The 17,729-nt window shown below is 69.4% G+C and carries 14 protein-coding genes; 11 read left to right on the top strand and 3 right to left on the bottom strand.

The window, feature by feature from the left end:
• Window positions 1-91: 91 nt before the first annotated feature.
• The 3 genes from WMF27_RS34880 to WMF27_RS34870 are packed head-to-tail and all read left to right on the top strand — an operon-like array spanning window position 92 to window position 2,611.
• Window positions 92-940 carry an MbnP family copper-binding protein gene (locus WMF27_RS34880; protein WP_437764551.1) on the top strand — a complete coding sequence of 283 codons (849 nt, stop codon included), beginning with the start codon at window positions 92-94 and terminating at the stop codon, window positions 938-940.
• Window position 941: 1 nt separating this feature from the next.
• Window positions 942-1,475, top strand: coding sequence for a hypothetical protein (locus WMF27_RS34875; protein WP_437764552.1), 534 nt, complete (start codon window positions 942-944; stop codon window positions 1,473-1,475).
• Window positions 1,472-2,611 (top strand): MbnH family di-heme enzyme, encoded by a 1,140-nt coding sequence (locus WMF27_RS34870; RefSeq protein ID WP_437764553.1) that lies wholly within the window; start codon window positions 1,472-1,474, stop codon window positions 2,609-2,611. Before WMF27_RS34875 ends, WMF27_RS34870 begins: the two co-directional genes overlap by 4 nt.
• A gap of 23 nt (window positions 2,612-2,634) precedes the next feature.
• Here WMF27_RS34870 and WMF27_RS34865 read toward each other — a convergent pair whose 3' ends face one another.
• Window positions 2,635-3,405, bottom strand: a complete 771-nt coding sequence (locus WMF27_RS34865) for an SDR family NAD(P)-dependent oxidoreductase (RefSeq protein WP_437764554.1) — start codon at window positions 3,403-3,405, stop codon at window positions 2,635-2,637.
• Window positions 3,406-3,526: 121 nt separating this feature from the next.
• On the opposite strand from WMF27_RS34865, the gene WMF27_RS34860 reads away from it, so the two are divergent.
• Window positions 3,527-4,219 carry a TetR/AcrR family transcriptional regulator gene (locus WMF27_RS34860; RefSeq protein WP_437764555.1) on the top strand — a complete coding sequence of 231 codons (693 nt, stop codon included), beginning with the start codon at window positions 3,527-3,529 and terminating at the stop codon, window positions 4,217-4,219.
• Between the two features lie 468 nt (window positions 4,220-4,687).
• On the opposite strand, the gene WMF27_RS34855 is transcribed toward WMF27_RS34860, so the two are convergent.
• Complete coding sequence (locus tag WMF27_RS34855) at window positions 4,688-5,890, bottom strand: IS110 family transposase (RefSeq protein WP_437761397.1); 1,203 nt, start codon at window positions 5,888-5,890, stop codon at window positions 4,688-4,690.
• 752 nt (window positions 5,891-6,642) lie between these two features.
• Here WMF27_RS34855 and WMF27_RS34850 point away from each other — a divergent pair.
• From WMF27_RS34850 to WMF27_RS34825, 6 genes are all read left to right on the top strand, one after another.
• A complete protein-coding gene (locus WMF27_RS34850) occupies window positions 6,643-7,680 on the top strand; it encodes a deoxyhypusine synthase family protein (RefSeq protein ID WP_437764556.1) in 1,038 nt (345 codons plus the stop codon).
• A 55-nt stretch (window positions 7,681-7,735) separates the two neighbouring features.
• The gene (locus WMF27_RS34845; protein ID WP_437764557.1) at window positions 7,736-8,779 is read left to right on the top strand and encodes an NAD-dependent epimerase/dehydratase family protein; all 1,044 of its coding nucleotides are present in this window, start codon (window positions 7,736-7,738) and stop codon (window positions 8,777-8,779) included.
• 63 nt (window positions 8,780-8,842) lie between these two features.
• Entirely contained in the window at window positions 8,843-9,730 is an 888-nt protein-coding gene (locus WMF27_RS34840) for a phosphotransferase family protein (protein ID WP_437764558.1), read from the top strand.
• Between the two features lie 382 nt (window positions 9,731-10,112).
• Window positions 10,113-11,342, top strand: a complete 1,230-nt coding sequence (locus tag WMF27_RS34835) for a polysaccharide deacetylase family protein (RefSeq protein ID WP_437764559.1) — start codon at window positions 10,113-10,115, stop codon at window positions 11,340-11,342.
• A 162-nt stretch (window positions 11,343-11,504) separates the two neighbouring features.
• Window positions 11,505-12,299, top strand: a complete 795-nt coding sequence (locus tag WMF27_RS34830) for a hypothetical protein (RefSeq protein ID WP_437764560.1) — start codon at window positions 11,505-11,507, stop codon at window positions 12,297-12,299.
• Entirely contained in the window at window positions 12,296-13,294 is a 999-nt protein-coding gene (locus WMF27_RS34825) for a HupE/UreJ family protein (protein WP_437764561.1), read from the top strand. Before WMF27_RS34830 ends, WMF27_RS34825 begins: the two co-directional genes overlap by 4 nt.
• A gap of 72 nt (window positions 13,295-13,366) precedes the next feature.
• Here the strand turns inward: WMF27_RS34825 and WMF27_RS34820 are convergent, their stop codons facing one another.
• Window positions 13,367-14,539, bottom strand: a complete 1,173-nt coding sequence (locus tag WMF27_RS34820; protein WP_437764562.1) for an SUMF1/EgtB/PvdO family nonheme iron enzyme — start codon at window positions 14,537-14,539, stop codon at window positions 13,367-13,369.
• A gap of 271 nt (window positions 14,540-14,810) precedes the next feature.
• Between WMF27_RS34820 and WMF27_RS34815 the strand changes: the two genes are divergently transcribed.
• The gene (locus WMF27_RS34815; RefSeq protein WP_437764563.1) at window positions 14,811-17,498 is read left to right on the top strand and encodes a penicillin acylase family protein; all 2,688 of its coding nucleotides are present in this window, start codon (window positions 14,811-14,813) and stop codon (window positions 17,496-17,498) included.
• The last annotated feature ends 231 nt before the right edge of the window (window positions 17,499-17,729 follow it).

The following is a 17,729-nucleotide window of genomic DNA, read 5'->3' as shown; positions in this document are numbered from 1 at the left end:
GGAGAGCCGAGCTTCGAGTACGCTCGGCTCCGGTGCGGTGGTGACGACGTTGTGGCTTCGTAGCTTGAAAGGTTGCCTGATGATTTGTTCAATGGCGCGTGTCACGTTCCTCGGCGTGGCCTGTCTCGCGGCTCTGAGCGGATGCGGCGGGAGCGATGAGGACGTCACCTCGAAGACGTTCGCGTTGAGCTTCGCCGCCAAGGTCGGCGACGGGCCGTTCTCCTGCACCGACACCTTCGATGGAGTCGGCACGACCGGATCGTCGGTCAATGCGCTCGACTTTCGCATGTACGTCTACGACGTGCGGCTTGTTCGCGGCGACGGGGCCGAGGAGCCCCTCGCGCTCGAGCAGGATGGCCAATGGCAGCGCGACAAGATCGCGTTCCTCGACTTCGAGGACGGCACGGGCTCCTGTGAGACCGGCAGCCCGGAGACGAGGACCGAGGTGGTTGGCACCGCGCCCGCCGGCGATTACGCCGGTGTCAGGTTCAACGTGGGTTTGCCCCCGGAGATGAACCACCTGGACGCGGCGACGGCCCCGGCGCCCCTGAACATTCCCGGCATGTGGTGGTCGTGGAAGGGCGGCTACAAGTTCGTGCGCCTCGACCTCATCTCGACGATGAACCCGACCTACTTCTTCCACCTCGGGGGTACGAAGTGCGAGGGTACCGTGAGCGAGGGTTACTCGTGCGCCGCTGACAACCTCGCTGACATACGCATCGACGGGGTCGACCCGGAGTCGAGCACCATCGTCTTCGATATCGCCAGGTTCTATGCCGAATCCGACCTCGACCACCAGGTCGACGGCGAGACGGATCGCACCTCCGGTTGCATGTCGTTCGAGGGCGATCCAGAGTGCCCGCCCGTCTTCAACGCGCTTGGCATGGGCTTCGATGGCGTGAACCCGTCCGCCGCGCAGACCGCCTTCCGGGTGGAGTGAGATGTACATCCTCAGAACGGCGACCTGCCTGCTCGCCTCGCTATGGGTCTGTGCGCTCGCCGGCTGCGGTGCCTCGGACGAGGACATGGACGAGCCGCGCGACGCGGAGATCCTCCCGGGCGACCCTCGCTTCGAGCGCGATCCAGCGCTCGACGTGGAGAACATCAGCGCCGCCGCGGAGAGGCGCAGCCACAACATGGGGCAGAACTGCGTCGGTTGCCATCAGCCCCACGGACCTGGCAAGGGGCTCTTCACTGCTGCCGGGACGGTGTATGCGCCGTCGGGCACGCCGGTGACAGGCGGAACGGTCGAGCTCCGCACGGCCGGCGGAGGCGAGGGAGATCTCGTGCTCTCCGTCGCTATCGACGGGAACGGGAACTTCTTCACGACCGAGCCGCTGCCCTTCCCGGACCAAGCGCTGTTCTTCTTCCTGCGGTCACCGGACGGCGAGGGGACGAGCGAGATGCCGTTTCCAACCATCTCTGGAGCGTGTAACCTGTGTCACAACGAACAGCGCCGCATTCTGCTGGAGTGATCCGCGCAATCGCATCGGCGGGGCTCGTCGCGCTCGCGGCGGCGTCGTGTGGGGGCGAGACGGAAGCGACCTTGCCGGTCGACGGCTATGAGCTCGCCCTGCCCCTCGGCTTCCCGAGGCCGTGGGTGCCGCCCGACAACCCGATGACCGAGGCGAAGGTCGCGCTCGGGCGCGCCCTGTTCTTCGACGAGCGCCTGTCGGGCAACGGGACCATGGCGTGCGCCTCGTGTCACGAGCGCGACAGGGGGTTTGCCGACGGCAAGCCGACCCCGACCGGCTCGACAGGGGACACGATCCCGCGCAACGCGATGGGGCTCGCCAATGTCGCCTATTTCCCGCTGCTCACGTGGGGCAACCCCACGCTGTCGTCGCTCGAGGAGCAGGCGCTCGTCCCGATGTTCGGCGAGAACCCGGTCGAGCTCGGGATCACCGGTGCCGAGGACGTCGTGCTCGGCCGGCTGCGCGGCGACGAGGCGTACAAGGCCGCATTCGTCGCCGCGTTCCCCGGCGAGCGCGAGCCGATCACGTTCGATACCGTCGTGAAGGCGATCGCGACGTTCGAGAGGACGCTCCTCTCCGGGCGCTCCGCGTACGATCGCTATACCTACGGCGGAGAGGCGGGCGCGATGTCCGAGGCGGCGCTGCGCGGCATGGACCTGTTCTTCTCCGAGCGGCTCGAGTGTTATCACTGCCACAGCGGGATCAACTTCACCACCGCCTTCCGGAGCGCCGAGACGAAGCAGGCGGAGATGGATTTCCACAACACCGGCCTCTACAACCTCGGCTCGGACGGGGGCTATCCCTCCGGCGGAGAGGGGCTGTTCGAGTTCACCGGCGACCCGGCCGACAAGGGGAAGTTCCGCGTTCCTTCGCTGCGCAACGTCGAGCTGACGGCGCCGTATATGCACGACGGGAGCGTGGCCACCCTGGAGGAGGTCGTCGACCACTACGCCGCGGGAGGCAGGACCATCGACGACGGACCGTTCGCGGGCGTGGGCAGCGAGAACCCGAACAAGAGCACGCTCGTCAGGGCGTTCACCATCACGCCGGAGGAGAAGGCGGATGTCGTGGCCTTCATGAAGAGCTTGACCGATCCGGAGTTCGCAGCGGTGGTGGACGGCGCGCAGGCGCCGTGACCGGTGGGTGTCAGTTACCTCGGTTACATCGGCCGGCCCCCGCTCGCGCGGACGATCTCCCCCGTGACCGCGGTGTTCGCCGCCGAGCACAGGAACACGATCGTCGGCGCCACCTCCGCGGGCCGCAGCAACCGCCCCACGGGATACGCCTTCCCGCGCTGCGCGACGAGCTCCGGTGATACCTGCGCGCTCACCTTGTCGGTCAGCGTCAAGCCCGGCACCACCACGTTGGTCAAGATCCCGTGCGGCCCGAGCTCGCGCGCGAGCACGGACGTGAGCCCGTGGAGCGCCGCCTTGGCGGCGGCGTACGGCCCTGCGCCCACCACCCCGTCGAGCGCCACGCCCGACGAGACGTTGACGATCCGCCCCCATCCGCGGGCCCGCATCGAGGGCACCGCGGCCTGGATCGCCGCGAAGGCGCCGTCGATGTTGTCGTGGATGACGCCCTGCCACTCCGCGAGCGGGATGTCCTCGAAGCGCGGCGCTTCCCAGGGCAAGCGCTCGCCCCAGCGGACCGCGTTGTTGACGAGCACGTCGATCTGCCCGAAGCGCGCCACGGTGGCCGCGACGGCCGCCTTGACCGACTCGACCGACCCGAGGTCGAGCTCCAGCGCGACCGCCTCGCCGCCTCGCCCCTCGATCTCCCGGACGACCTCTCGGGCCTTCTCCCGCTCGCTCCGGTAGGTGAGCGCCACGCGGGCCCCCTCGGCCGCGAGCTGCAACGCCACCTCCTTGCCGATCCCCTGTGAGCCACCGGTCACCAGCGCGGCCCTCTTCTCCAGCCCCAGCTCCATGCGACACCTCGCTTTCGACAGGAAGATAAGCAAAATGGAAGAAACTTCCAAGATGAAATTGGAAGAATCCTCCAATTGAACCGCCTGGCCAGCGGTGCGCGGCTGGGGTAGGGGAGGGGCCATGGCCGTGGCTCGACAGAACGGCGTGGCCCGCCGGGAGGCGCTCCTGGACGCGGCGCTCCGCTGCTTCGAGCAGCGGGGCCTCTTGCGCACCGGCATCGAGGACGTCCGCAAGGCGGCGGGCGCGAGCCCTTCGAGCGTGTACCACCTCTTCGAGGACTTCCCGGCGCTCGTGGCCGCGCTGCTGGAGCGGACCTTCGAGCGGCTGGTGGGGCACGTGACCGCGCGCGTCCTCGCAGCCAGGACGGCGCGCTCGGCGGTGCGGGCGCTGGTGGAGGCGCACTTGACCTGGGTGTTCGACCACGAGGCCGAGGCGCGCTTCATGTACCAGGCGCTCGCGCTGGAGCTCGACGGGCATCACCGCGCCGCGCTCCTGGAGACCAAGGCGCGGCTCAAGTCGGAGAGCATGGCGCACCTCTCCGGGCTCGGCGTCTTCTCCGGGGCGCGCTCGTGCGAGGTGATGGTGATGGTGGACGTCGTGCTGCTCGGGCCGGCGCACCAGGCCTGCCGCGCCTACCTCTCCGCGCCCGGCGCCGTGGACCCCGCGTGGATGAAGGCGACCTTGCCCGAGCTCGCATGCGCAGCGATGGGCAAGGTCGACCCGGCGAAACGCGCGACGCGGACAGGGCGGCGCGCCGCCGGCGTGGAGCCCCGCCAGCAGGCCGGCGGGAGAAGGAAAGGCAACCCGGGGTGAGGATGTTCCTTATTGCCCGCCAGAACGACGATCGCCAGTGCGAGCTCCGGCTCCTTGAACACCAACGATGAGGCAGCCCCGAGGTCAAGGGCTTTAGCGCTCTCTTTCCGCGGCTGGCCGGCTTCGGCTCGGCAGCGGTAGCGCTCGGTGTCGTCAGTGCAGGTCGTTTCGGCATGGGCGTCTCCCTTCGCCCTGGCGGGCGTCGTTACGGTTGGGCTGGAGCGCCGCGTCGCGTGCGCAGGAGCGAGCTGTGGCTCAATCGACGATCCGCATTCACAGGCCGGCGGTCGCCCTGGTGACCTGGATGCAGGCTGGGGTCCGAAACGGGATCGTGGAGGCGCAATCTATCAAACGGTGTGTTCCACCCAGAGGCGGATCACCCTCGGTGTTCCCGCGCTCATCCACGTAGCCCTCGTTCACGCTCCTGGCGTGGCGCGCTCGTGGCGCATGTCCCCCGTGTGGGGGAAGTCAGTGCATCGAGGCCCTCCTTGAGGTCGAGCTCGGCCTCGATGGAGCCGCTGCCGTGGCGGCGTTGAGTCCCTTGTCGACGGACCGTTGCCGGCGGCGCGCCTTGACCGTGGCTCGCTGCAAGGCGTGCGCCTGCTGCTCGACCGACTGCGCCTGCAGGCGCAGGCCCTTGGCCGAGGCAGCCGCTGCGCTCTGCGCGTCGTAGAGCGTGCCGTCGCGCCACATGGCCCACAGCACCCCCGACAGCCGCCGCGCCAGCGCCACGACGGCGATGTGGCGACCCCGGCGTTCGGCAATGGCGTCTGCCCATCGACGCAGTGGGTCGTCGCCGCTCTTGTTCTTGTGCCGCAGGATCGTGTGCGCGGCCTGTGTCAGCAGCACGCGCACGTACGCGTTGCCTTGCTTGGTGATCGAACCCAGCCGCCGCTTGTCGCGCCCGCCGGAGGTGTCCTCCAAGGGAACCAGACCCAGGTAGGAGGCGAGCTGGTGGGCGTGGCGAAAGCGCTTGGCTTCGTCCACGACCGAGACGAACGCGGCAGCGACGACCAGCCCCACGCCGGGCGCCGTGGTCAACCGCGCGATCACCGGCTCGTGGGCGCACAGCTGCTCGAGCGCGGCATCGACCAGCGCGATCTGGGGGTTGAGCACCTCCAGCGTGATCACCAAGGGCCCGACCAGCTGACGGCTCTCGGCTGGCAAAGAGGCCTCGCGCAGCCGCGCGAGAAAATCCTCGGTCATACATGTCGCGAGCTTGTGTCCGCAGGCGCGCAGAATGCCGCGCACGGTGGTGACGTACTGGGCTCGCGTCTCGACCAGCGCGCGCCGGACGGCCAGCTGGTGGCGAATGGCCCGCCGGTGAGGCGAAAGCACGTGAGCGAGCGGAATGCCCCCGCGCTCGACGGCGCGCGCCAGCGCCTCGGCATCGAGGCGGTCATTCTTGCGGCCGTGCTGGCCAACGCCGACCTGACGTGCTCGCGTGGTGTCGACGACCAGGACGTCGTGGCCCCAGTCGCGGAGCTTGTCGTGAGCCACCCAGGCCTCCCGGCACGCCTCGATCGCCACCCGGGCCGGCGAGGACGACGGACCGAGGACATCTTGGAGCGAATCAAGCGAGCGGACCGTGCGTCGCAGCGCCACCTGCCCGCCCACTACCTCGCAGAACGAAATCTCGTTGACCCCCAGATCCAGCGCTACACTTCGCATGGCTGACCTCTCCTGGGCCCCCGTCGACTGCGTCTTCGAACGCGTGGGGGTGCCCGCAGGCAACCCTGCAGGCGAGAGGTCGGCCATCTTGCTTGCTGCTCCGAGTGGCTCCTTCTTGCGCGCTGCTCTCCGGAGCTTGGAGCCCCCGCCGGAGGCCTCCGTCCGCCCATCGCCCGCAGCTTTGTCCGGCTGGAGCGCGCAGGGGGAGTCAAGGGCGGCGGAGCCGGCGAGCTCCGCTCGCGAACCCTTGACCCCCCCGAGCACTCCAGCACGCTCTGCTGCTGCCGATGGGCCGACCTCCACGGTGATGCGGGCTGTCTTCGCAGGCCCCGCCGCGCGAACGCGTCGAGCAGACGCACGGGTCGGTGCGGTCGGCATCGTGGATCCAGGCGCCGCTTGGGCTGCCTCATCCCATCTATCATGTTGAAACCCGGAGAATTTCACAGGGAGGCGAGGAGGCGGGGAGGAAGAAAAAAAGAATCTCTACTTCTCGCCGTCTCTCGCTCCCCGCCTCCTCGCCTCCCTGTGAAATTCCTGCTTTTTCTCGGGGTTTCAACCCGTTTGTCGCTCTAGCCTGCATGGTTCCCGCCCGGCTTGACACCCTCCACGCAATTCGTGCTACGGTCCCCCCCGAAGCCACCCGACGCTGCGATGGCGGCCCGGCCTGCGCCGGTCCGTAGCGCGTCCCTGGTGGCCTGCGCGACCCGAGACCACCGGGACGACCTCCGTGGTCGCCAAGGCTCGGAAAAAACATGGCTGAGACGAAGTCGGCGTCGACGTCGCTGCCCCTCCTTTCGTTCGTTCTCCGCAACTACAAGAATTTCAACGCTCGCGCGACGCGCGACGCGCTTCTCGCGTACTGGGAGCACATCGAGCGCGGGGGGAAGATGTTCTGGGCCGTGGCCGGGGCGATGTCCTCGGCTCAGCTCGGCATCACGCTGGCGCCGGCCATCCGCGCGGGCCTGATCCACGGCATGTCCGTGACCGGCGCCAACCTGGAGGAGTCGCTGTTTCGCCTCGTGGCGCATGACGGCTACCGCGACTTCCCCGACTACCGTTACCTCACCAAGCAGGACGACACGCGGATCCTCGAAAACCGGATGCGGCGCGTGACCGACACCAGCATCCCCGAGGACGAGGCTTTCCGCGCGGTCGAGAAGCACATTCTCCCCATGTGGGAGCGGGCGACGGCGAGCGGCGAGCGCCGCTTCTGGCACGAGTACTTCTACGATCTGGTCCGGGTGGTCGAGCCCGCGCTCCACCGCGGACCGCCCGAGGACTGCTGGTTGCTCGCCGCCGCGGAGGCCGGGTTGCCGCTGGTGGTCCCGGGCCACGAGGACTCGACCTTCGGCAACATCTTCGCGTCCTACGTGAAGCGGGGCGAGTGCAGCGCGAGCATCGTGAAGTCAGGCATCGAGTACATGGCCGAGCTCTACGATCAGTACCGTGCGCTCAGCGCAGGCGCGGGCGTGGGGTTCTTCCAGATCGGCGGGGGCATCGCGGGGGACTTCCCCATCTGCGTGGTGCCGTCGCTCAAGTACGATCTCGAAGAGCCGGCCCGGCCCTGGGCCTACTTCTGCCAGATCTCCGACTCGACGACGTCCTACGGCTCGTACTCCGGCGCCACGCCCAACGAGAAGATCACCTGGGACAAGCTGACCGCGGACACCCCCATGTTCGTGATCGAGTCGGACGCGACCATCGTGGCGCCGCTCCTGCTCGGGGCGCTGCTCGAGTGCAAGCAGCACCCGGCCGAGGCTCGGGCCATCATCGAGGCGCGCGGCGCGTGAGCGTCGGCGGCTCTCCTTCGTATTATTCCTGTCCCAGAAGCGAGGTTGCAAGACGATGAGCAAGAAGAAGGTCCTGATCACGGGCGGCGCGGGCTTCCTCGGGATCAATCTGGTGCGGCACCTGCTCGAGCGCGGCTATGAGGTCACCTCGCTCGACCTCCTGGACTTCGACTACCCCGAGCGGTCGAGCATCCGCGAGGTGCGCGGGGACATCCGTGACGCGGCGGTCGTCGACGCGGCGGTGAAGGGGCAGGACTTCGTCGTGCACACGGCGGCCGCGCTGCCCCTGTACACGGCGGAGGAGATCTACACGACCGACGTGATCGGCACGCGCCTGGTCATGAGCGCCGCGCGCCGCCACGGCGTCGAGCGCGCCGTGCACATCTCCTCCACGGCCGTGTACGGCATCCCCGACCATCACCCGCTCTGCGAGGACGACCGGCTCGACGGCGTGGGCCCGTACGGGCAGGCCAAGATCCAGGCCGAGGTCGTGTGCCTGGAGGAGCGTGGCCGGGGGCTCGTGGTGCCGATCATCCGGCCCAAGTCCTTCATCGGCCCGGAGCGGCTCGGGGTCTTTGCCCTGCTCTATGACTGGGCGCTCGACGGCAAGGGCTTCCCCATGATCGGCGACGGCAAGAACCGCTACCAGCTCCTCGACGTGGCCGATCTCTGCGAGGCGATCACCCTGTGCATGACGAAGGACGCGTCGATCGCCAACGACACCTTCAACATCGGCGCGAAGGACTTCACCACCATGGGTGAGGACTACCAGGCGGTGCTCGACGCGGCGGGCAAAGGCAAGAAGATCGTGCCCTTCCCGGCGGCGCCGGCGGTGCTCGGCCTGCGCGCGCTCGAGGCGATGGGCGTGTCGCCGCTCTACAAGTGGGTCTACGAGACGGCGTCGAAGGACTCGTTCGTGTCGATCGAGAAGGCCGAGCGGGTGCTCGGCTTCACGCCGAGGTACTCGAACAAGGACGCGCTGGTGCGCAACCTCGAGTGGTACCGGGCGCATCGCAGCGAGTTCGAGAGCCGCTCGGGCGTGACCCATCGCGTGCCCTGGAAGCAGGGCGCGATAGGCCTGTTGAAGGCCTTCTTCTGAGGGGCGCGGCGCCGGGGAGAGCGAGATCATCATCATCATGAGTCACCCGCAGCGGACCTCGGGATGAGCATCGAGGACGACGCCCCCCTGCTGCGGGTGATGAGCCATCTCGGCCTGACCCGGGATGCGCTGCTCGGCGTCGGCGGTGAAGCCTGCGTGTTTGCGCTGGGCGGCGAGCGGGTCGTGCGCGTCCACCATCCCGGGACCGTCCGGGAGACGGTCGTTCGACGAGCCCAGCTGCTCGAGGACTTCCACCAGGGCGCGAGCGCGGTGCCGTTCTCGATCCCGCGTGTCCTGGAGATGACCGAGCTGCACGGCCGCCTCATCACAGTCGAGCCGCGGCTCCCCGGGCGGCCCCTCTTGCAGGCGCTCGGCGAGGCGGCCGGCGCCGAGCGCGAACAGCTCATCACCCGCTTTCTCGAGGCCTCGACGCACCTGCGAGCCCTGCGCGTGAGCGCTGCGTGGTACGGCGACCTCTGCGAAGCCGAGCCGATCCGGACGCCCTCTTACCGCGCTTACCTCGAGCTGCGCGCAAGGAAGAGCCTGGCCTGCGCCGGGAGCGCGTTCGACGGCATCGATCCGGCGCGCCTGGCCGCCGCGCTGCCCGAGCCGGAGCGACCGAGCTTCGTGCACATGGACTTCTATCCAGGCAATGTGCTGGTCGAAGGCCAGGAGGTGAGCGCCGTGATCGACTTCGGGGGCCTACCCATCGTGGGAGACGCTCGGCTCGATCCGCTCTCCGCCGTCATCTACCTCACGCCGTTCATCACCACGACCGCCACGGATCGCGACCGACGCCTCGCCCGGGAGTGGCTGCTGGCCCAGCACCTCGACGCGCTGCTCGAGCCTGCAGAGCGATGGCTCGCCGCCCGCTGGTCGTTCGCGACCGACGACGTGCGCCTGCACCGATGGTGTCGACGCGTGTTGCTCGGACACCAGGGGGATCCGTGAAGCGGACCCTTGGACCCACGCGGCGGGCGGGTCCTCCGGCCGTCACCACGGGGCCGCCCGCCTGCTTTGCCGATCGTCCGGGCGGGGGTGAAGCACACCTGGCGAGTCAGGGGGACAGCGCTGCGCGTGAGGCCGACGCGAAGCCCGGTACGCTCCGGCGGTCGCGGCGTCGCTAGAAAGATACGGCGCAGCGCTTCGTTGACGCGGCCCTCGCTACTTTTGGTAACATGTGAGCCATTCGTGCGATGCGTCGAGTCGCGTGCGTCGTGCATAATCATTTGAGCGCCTTTCGGGGAATTTGTATCCTTACCCTATGCTGAAATCACGGCGATTCCTTCGGCTCAAGAATTTTCCTGCGTCATCGTCCTTGGCGCTCGGTGCGATGTTGTTGCTGGGCACGCTGCACGTCAGCGGCTGCGGCGGCGATGACGGCGAGGATACCTCCACCAGCGGCACCACCGGTGGCCAGCAGACGACGAGCAGCAGCGGCGGCGGCACGCCGGGAAGCTCCTCCTCCAGCGGCGCGGATCCCAGCGCGACCTCGGCGTCGGCCGGGGGGGGCGACGGCGGCTCGAACCCCGCCGGCACGGGCGGCGCGGACCCGGCCGGCACCGGCGGCTCGGACCCCACCGGCACCGGCGGAACGGGTGGAGCGGGAACGGGCGGTGGCGGTGACGGAGGAGCGCTGCCCGAGTCCGGCATTCCGCCGGCGCCTGGCGCTGGCAATGTGCCGAAGCCGGGCGGCGCGGCCGGCGGGTTCAAGGTCCTCGACTGGGCCGGCTTCGCGGGCGCCGTGACGTACAGCTTCGACGACGTGAACCAGACCCAGATCCAGAACTACGACGCGATGAACGCGCTCGGCGTGCCGTTCACGTTCTACGTCTGGACCGGTAAGCAGGAAGCGAACAACGCGGTCTGGAAAAAGGCGCTGACAGACGGGCACGAGCTCGCCAACCACACGAGGAGCCACTCGAGCAACGACAACGGCTCCGATACGGACGCCGCGACGAAGGACATGAAGGACAAGTACGGTGTCACGCCGTACACGATGGCGGCGCCCAACGGCTCGGATGCGTACACGAGCATCTCCCAGTCGCGCTTCATGATCAATCGCGGCGTGTCCAACGCCCTGATCGGCCCGAACGACAACAGCAATCCGTTCAAGCTGCCCACCTACATTCCCCCGACCAACGCCTCCAAGGCGCAGATGGACTCGGAGGTCGCGAGCGCGCGAACCGGCAAGAAGTGGCGCACCTTCTGCATCCACGGCTTCACCGGCGGCAGCGACGGCGCCTATCAGCCCATCCCGTTCCAGGCCTGGGTCGATCACGTCAAGGCCGTCAAGGAATACGGCGACGTGTGGATCGGCACCATGGAGACCATCGGTGCCTACTGGCGTGGCCAGAAGGCGATCACCGATGGCACCAACATGAAGAACGGGAACGACACGACCTACAGCTGGACGCTCCCCCAGAACTTCCCGCCGGGCAAGTACGTGCGCGTGACGGTCACCGGCGGCACGCTCAAGCAGAACGGCGCCCCGCTCAGCTGGGATCCGCACGGCTACTACGAGGTCGCGCTCGACGCGAAGTCCGTCACGCTCTCGCCGTGACGCGAGCCGCCCGACGCCCCGCGCCGCTGCCGGCGCGGGCTTCGGGCGAAGCCGATCCCACCCAGGGAAGGTCCCGCAGCGGGGGCTTGACGTCTCCGAAGCGTTTGGGTCTCCTCTCCCCCAGCGAGAGCGCGTTTCATGCCTGACATCAGCGGTAGAACCATGGGGAGCTTCGCTCGGTTGCTCCGCGAACCGATCCTTCATTTCCTCTTCATCGGCGCGCTGTTGTTCCTCGGCCACCGGCTCGTCGCCGGCGATCCCAGGGAGATCGTCGTCAGCACGGGGCTGAAGGCGGACCTGGAACGGCAGTTCCGCGACACCATGGGGCGGGCGCCGACGGCGGCCGAGCTGGCGGCGGCGCTCGACGGGTGGAAGCGGGACGAGGTGCTCTACCGTGAGGCGCTGCGGGAGGGGCTCGATCGGCAGGACGCGACGGTGCGGGTCGCGCTGGCCGAGAAGCTGCGGACACGGGCGGCTCAGCCGAGCGCGGCGCGGGCGCCGACGGACGCAGAGCTGGACGCGTGGCTGGCTGCTCACCGGAGCCAGTACGAGGCGCCGCTCCGGTACGATTTCGAGATCGTCGCCTTTCCCAGGAGCGACCCGGCTGCAGAGGAGCAGCGGTCGACGTATCGACGTGCGCTGGCCGACGGTGCGGACCCAAGGACGCTCGGTCGTCCGATCGAGGGTGGCAACCTCACCCGCGATTCACTCGCAGCCAAGTTCGGACCCGCGGTCGCCGAGAGCATCGGCAGCTCGCCGCTCGCCGCGTGGCAGGCCCTGGAGACCCAGGACAGCCTGCTGCTCGCGCGGGTCAACCAGATAAGCGGGGGGCTGCCCAGCCGCGAGGCGATCCGCGCGACCCTCATCATCGACTGGACCGCCGCACGGAAGAAGCAAGCCGTCGACGAGTTCGTCGAGAGCCTCCTCGCGCAGTACAGATTCAAGGAGAGCCCTTGAATCGTTCGCGTCTGCTCCGGCTCGCTCGGTCCCTGCCGTTCTTGCTGGCCCTGCTCCTGGTGCCCGTCCCCGCGGCCGCCCACGCGCTCAACTCGGCGCTCCTTTCGCTGACGGAGGTGGAAGGTCACGACGGGCGGTTCGCCGTACGCTGGGAGGCGAGCTCGTCCGCGCTCCAGGCCGACCTCGCGACGCCCGCCGTGTTCCCCGCGGCCTGCAAGCTCGACGGAGCAGCTCTCGACTGCGGTCACGACGGCCTCGTCGGCGCCATCGAGCTCCCCTGGCTCGAGGGGACCGAGACCAACGTGATGGTGGTTGTCGAGTGGCGGAATGGAAGCCGGCTTGTCCGGGTGTTGACCGGCAACGACCCGAGCCTGGTGGTCTACGGTATTCCCGCCTCCGCCGGGCTCGGCGCGCTCCGGCCGATCATGGTCGATTACACGTGGCTCGGCGTCGAGCACATCCTGACCGGGTTCGACCATCTCCTCTTCGTCATCGCGCTCACGCTCCTCGTGCGCGGCGGCCGGAAGCTGCTCGGCGCCGTCACGGCCTTCACGGTCGCGCACAGCCTGACGCTGGCCTGCGCCGTGTTCGGCTGGCTGACGCTGCCGGCCCCGCCGGTCGAAGCGGCCATCGCGCTCTCGATCGTGCTGATCTGCGGCGAGTGCATCCGGCCGACCGACTCGCTGACCCGCCGGGCCCCATGGGTCGTCACGTTCGCCTTCGGGCTGCTTCACGGGCTCGGGTTCGCGTCGTCGCTGCTCGACATCGGGCTGCCGGAGAGGCATGTGCCGATGGCGCTCCTGTTCTTCAACGTGGGCGTGGAGATAGGCCAGCTCGGCGTGATCGCGCTGGTGGTCGCGCTGCGCCTCCTCGCCGCGCGCGTCCCCACGCAACCAGCGACGGTGAGGCGCGGCGTGGTGTATGCGATGGGCGCAATGGCAGGCTATTGGTCGATCGAGCGCGTCGTGGCGATGCTCACGGACGCCAGCATGTAGCGGAGCCCGCAGGCGGCGGCGTGGAGGTGGCCCCTTCGCGCTGCGCCGCAGGTCCGGCAGGCGCCTCGCCGCTCACCGCTTCTCGCCGCTCCCTGGCGCCGCGGGCGCGCCGCCTCCCGGCGTCGCGTCCACCGCGCCCGGCCCGAGCAGCGTGCCGCACATCGTCTTGCACCGGATGTCGGTCGGCTTGCACTCGCACTTGCCCTGCTCCTTGAGCTCGAGCTTCCCGCGCATCTCCTCGACCGTGAACTGCGCCATCCGCTCGACCCGAGTCATGTCCCACCCCTCCTGGACCTGCCGGGGCGTCCGTGGCTCGGTGGCCTTGCCGTCGGGCTCGGCGCAGCAGCGGAAGCTCAGGAAGTAATAATAGAACCCCTCGTCGTGGGTGTAGATCTTCGGCCGACACTGGTTGCGCACGCCCTTGTACCAGGGGCCGCCGGTGTGGACGCTGTCGAACTTGCCGCGCCAGCCGCCGCTCGTCTCGCTCGCCACCACCTCGTCGGTGTTCGCGGGCAGGTCGGCGACGCCATAGTCGCTGATGCACTCGGGCTGCGACCCGCTCCGCACCCCCTTCCAGAGGCGGGCCAGCTCGCCCGGATCGCGCTTCGCGACCTTCTTCATGTCGGGATCGTCCCAGAGGTGGTCGCCGTTGCACTTCGTCGCGTCGCGCGAGTACCCGTACGGGAACGGCTTCATCTCGGGGCCCTCGCACGCGAGCGTCCACTCCGACTCGGTGCAGAGGCGCTTGCCGACGGCGGCGCACTTGACCTGCGCCTGGTGGAAGCGGTTCATCACCTCGGGCCGCTCCCCCTTCTTGTTCGGCCACTCGTACGTGTCGATGCAATACCGCTTCTTCGTCTTGTCGCCCGTGCAGCGGGCCGGGGCGGGGGCGAACTCCTCGCAGATCGTCTTCTTGTTCGACTTGTCGTACCAGCTGCGGAGGCAGCTGTGCTCGACCTCGCTGCAGTACTCGCCCTCGACGAGCTTCATGTCGGCCGGGCACGCCTGCTCCTCCACGGCGGCGCTCTCCCCGCCGGCCGTCCCCGCCTGGGGGGCGGGCGCGCCGGCCTCCGGGGCGGGGGGCGCTGCAGGTCCGGCCTCGGCGGGGGACGGCGCGGCCGCGGGCGGGTGGCCGTCGTGCGCGCGCGGGGACGGCCCCGTCTGGGCGGGCTCCGGGGGAGCGCCGGAGCAGGCGGCGGCGAGCGTCAGGGCGGGGAGGGAGAGGGGGAGCAGGAGGCGTCGCATGCCCGGCGTCATAGTCGAGATCGCGGCAAGGGGAACCAGGCGTCGCGCCCCCGGATCGACGCCGCGCGCCCCGGCCGGGCCGGGGGCGGTCCGGCCGGGGCGCGCTCGCTCCGGGCGGCGGCGCGCCGGGCGCTCTCCGAGGGCACCGGCTTCCCGGGTTGGCGCTGCCGGATCTCGCCCTCTGCTCCGGCAGGCCATCGACGCGCACGGTTCGCCGTTCCCGCCGGAGGCGCGTGATATCGTGCGCCCGAAGACAGAAGGAGTATCGCTGATGATGCGTAGGGCTCGTTTCGGTTCGCTGGTTCTTGCGTTCGTCTTTGCCGCTTCGGCGGCCGCCGTCTCGTGCGGCGACGACGGCGACGCCCCGTCCAGCGCGGCCGGCGGCGACGGCGGTGAAGGCGGCGGTGAAGGCGGCGGGGGAGCGGCGGGCGGCGGCGGAGGGGGATCGGACGCCGGCGGCGTGGCGATTCCCGATCTCGACGGGGATGTCCGGGCGGTGACCGACGAGCTCGGGGTCCTCCACCTCGAGTGCGCGTCCGACAACGACTGCTTCGCCGCGCTCGGTTACTTCCACGCTCAGAACCGCTTCTTCTTCATGGATTTCATCCGCAACCTCGTCGAGGGGTCGCTCGGCGGGCTGGTGAAGGCGGGCGCGCGGGTGCTCGAGCAGGACTATCAGAACCGCCATTTCTTCACGACGCGGGACGGCGAGCCGCTCGAGAGGGCGCTCTACGCGCAGGCGAGCCCCAAGGTGAAAGGGCATTTCGACGCGTATGCGCGCGGCGTGAACGCCTGGCTCGCCGACATGCGGAGCAAGAGGAACGGCGCGACGCTGACCGTCGAGTACAACCTCGCGCTCATGGTGAAGGACCCGATCCGCGACTGGAGCCCGGAAGACAGCGCCGCCGTCGGCCTCTACGTGCTCAACGACCTCTCGAACAACAGCGCGCAAGAGCTCGAGCTCGCGGCGCAGGTGCCGCTGTTCGACGCGGCGCTCGCCGCCGATCTGTTCTCGCCCGCGCCCGTGTTCGACGCGTCCACCGTGCCCGCCGCGCAGGCGGCGGACCTCGCGCGGCCCTTCGCGCCGTCGGCCGCGTCGCGGCTCTCGCCGCACCGGGCGCTCTTCACGGGCGCGGCGGAGCGCGCGGCGGAGGTCGGCGACGGCCGGCGCAAGATGGCGGGCGACGCCGGGTCGAACAACTGGGCTGTCGGCCCGGGCCGCACCGAGAGCGGCCACGCCATCCTGGCGAACGATCCTCACCTGCTGCTCGGCAATCCCAGCATCTGGTTCCCCGTCGAGCTCGACGCCAAGAGCAGGGGCGACGGCGAATACCACGTCGCCGGCGGCACGTTTCCGGGCATGCCGAGCGTGATGATCGGACAGAACGAGTCCATCGGCTGGGGCGTGACCACCGCGTACTACGACCTGGCCGACGTCTACCTGGAGACGCTCACCGGGGACGGCGCGTCGGTCGATTTCAAGGGGGAAGACGTGGCGATCGTCGAGAAGAAGTTCTCGTTCAAGGACGCGGCCTCCGGCGAGACGATCGAGAAGACCTTCCGCTGGGTCCCGCACCACGGGCCCATCGTGAGCGAGGACGCGGGCGCCGGGACCGCCGTGACCATCCGGTGGCGCGGGCACGACGGCGGGACGGACCTCGACGCGTTCTTCGCCCTCGGGCGCGCTGGAAGCGTCGACGAAGCCAGGAGAGGGCTCGAGGCGGCGAGCTCCGCCAGCCAGAATTTCGTCGTCGTCGACACCGAGGGCAACATCGGTTGGTTCCCGTACAGCAAGGTGCCGGCGCGGCCCTGGGCGTCGCCCGAGGTGCCCGCGTGGCTGCCGCTCCCGGGCGACGGAAGCGCCGAGTGGGGCGACCCGATCCCGTTCGCCGAGCTGCCGCAGCTCCTCAACCCGCCTGCGGCCGCGATCGCGACGGCGAACGGCGACATGACGGGCGCGACCGCCGACGGCGACCCCATGAACGACGGGCAAGGCGCGCTCCAGGCGTGGGGCAAGGCCGACGGGACGCGCGAGCAGCGGATCCTCGATCTGCTCGACGCAGGCGGCGACGCGCATTCGCCCGACACCATGACGGCGATGCAGGGCGACACGTACTCGCTCTATGGCAGCTTCGTCGTGCCTGCCGTGCTGTCGGCCGCGGAGCCGGCGACGTTGACGGACGAGGAACAGGCCGTCGTCGACGCGCTCGCCGCCTGGGACCACACGTGTCCGACAGGGCTCGACGGGCACGATCCGGTGGACGCGGGCAAGGCGGACGACGCGACGCTCGCCGCCGCGTCGATCGGCTGCACGGCGTTCCACGCCACGTTCTATGCGATCGTGAGCGAGGCGCTGGGCGACGAGGCGGCGGCCGCGGGCCTCGACGAGCCCGGGTTCGGGCTGACCGTCGTGGCGCGCGCGCTGCGCGATCCGGCGCGCCTGAGCTCGGGCCCTCTGCTCTGGGACGACGTGACCACCGACGGCGTGGCGGAGACGCAGGACGACATCGTGCTCCGGGCGCTCACGAAGGCGGCCGCCTCGCTCGCGGTCCTCGGCCCGGCGGACGACTGGCGCTGGGGCCGCGTCCACACGCTCACGCTCCGCAGCATCTTCGATAACTTCGGCCTCGCCGTGTACAATGACGGGCCTTATGCCGCGCCGGGCGGGCTGTTCACCGTCAACGTCGCCAACCCGAGATCGCGCGCGCTCCCGCCGGACGGCGGAAAGCCCAGCTTCGCCTTCGCCAATGGGCCGTCGATCCGCCTGGTCATCGACGCGGATCCAGCGGGCCCGAAGATGCGCTTCGGGCTCCCCGGCGGGTCGGACCTCCACCGCGACAGCGCCTTCTACAACAACCTCCTCCCGCAATGGCTCGACAACGAGCCGCTCGAGTTCCACTTCGGGCCGGGCGCGGTGACGGATCCGGCGAGCGTGGTGGACGTCTCGCCGGCGCGCTGATCCCGCGCCGGCGTGTGATCCGGATTCCCGTGATCCCTCGGCTCCGGATAGTGCTCACATTTGCCCGAAGAGAGTTCACATGAAGGCGGGAAGGCGGGAAGATCATTGATCTTTTCTTCCCGCCTTCCCGCCTTCATGTTCAATTTTGAGCACTACCCGGCTCCGCAGGTCCTCGGGACACCGATGATTCCATTCGAAGGCGCAGAGAAGACCGTTGCGCCTGGGGCTGTC

This window comes from Sorangium sp. So ce281 (assembly GCF_051527395.1).
Taxonomy (GTDB): Bacteria; Myxococcota_A; Polyangia; order Polyangiales; family Polyangiaceae; genus Sorangium; species Sorangium cellulosum_B.
Note: the sequence above shows the minus strand (reverse complement) of the source record. Positions and strands in the feature narration are given on the sequence as shown.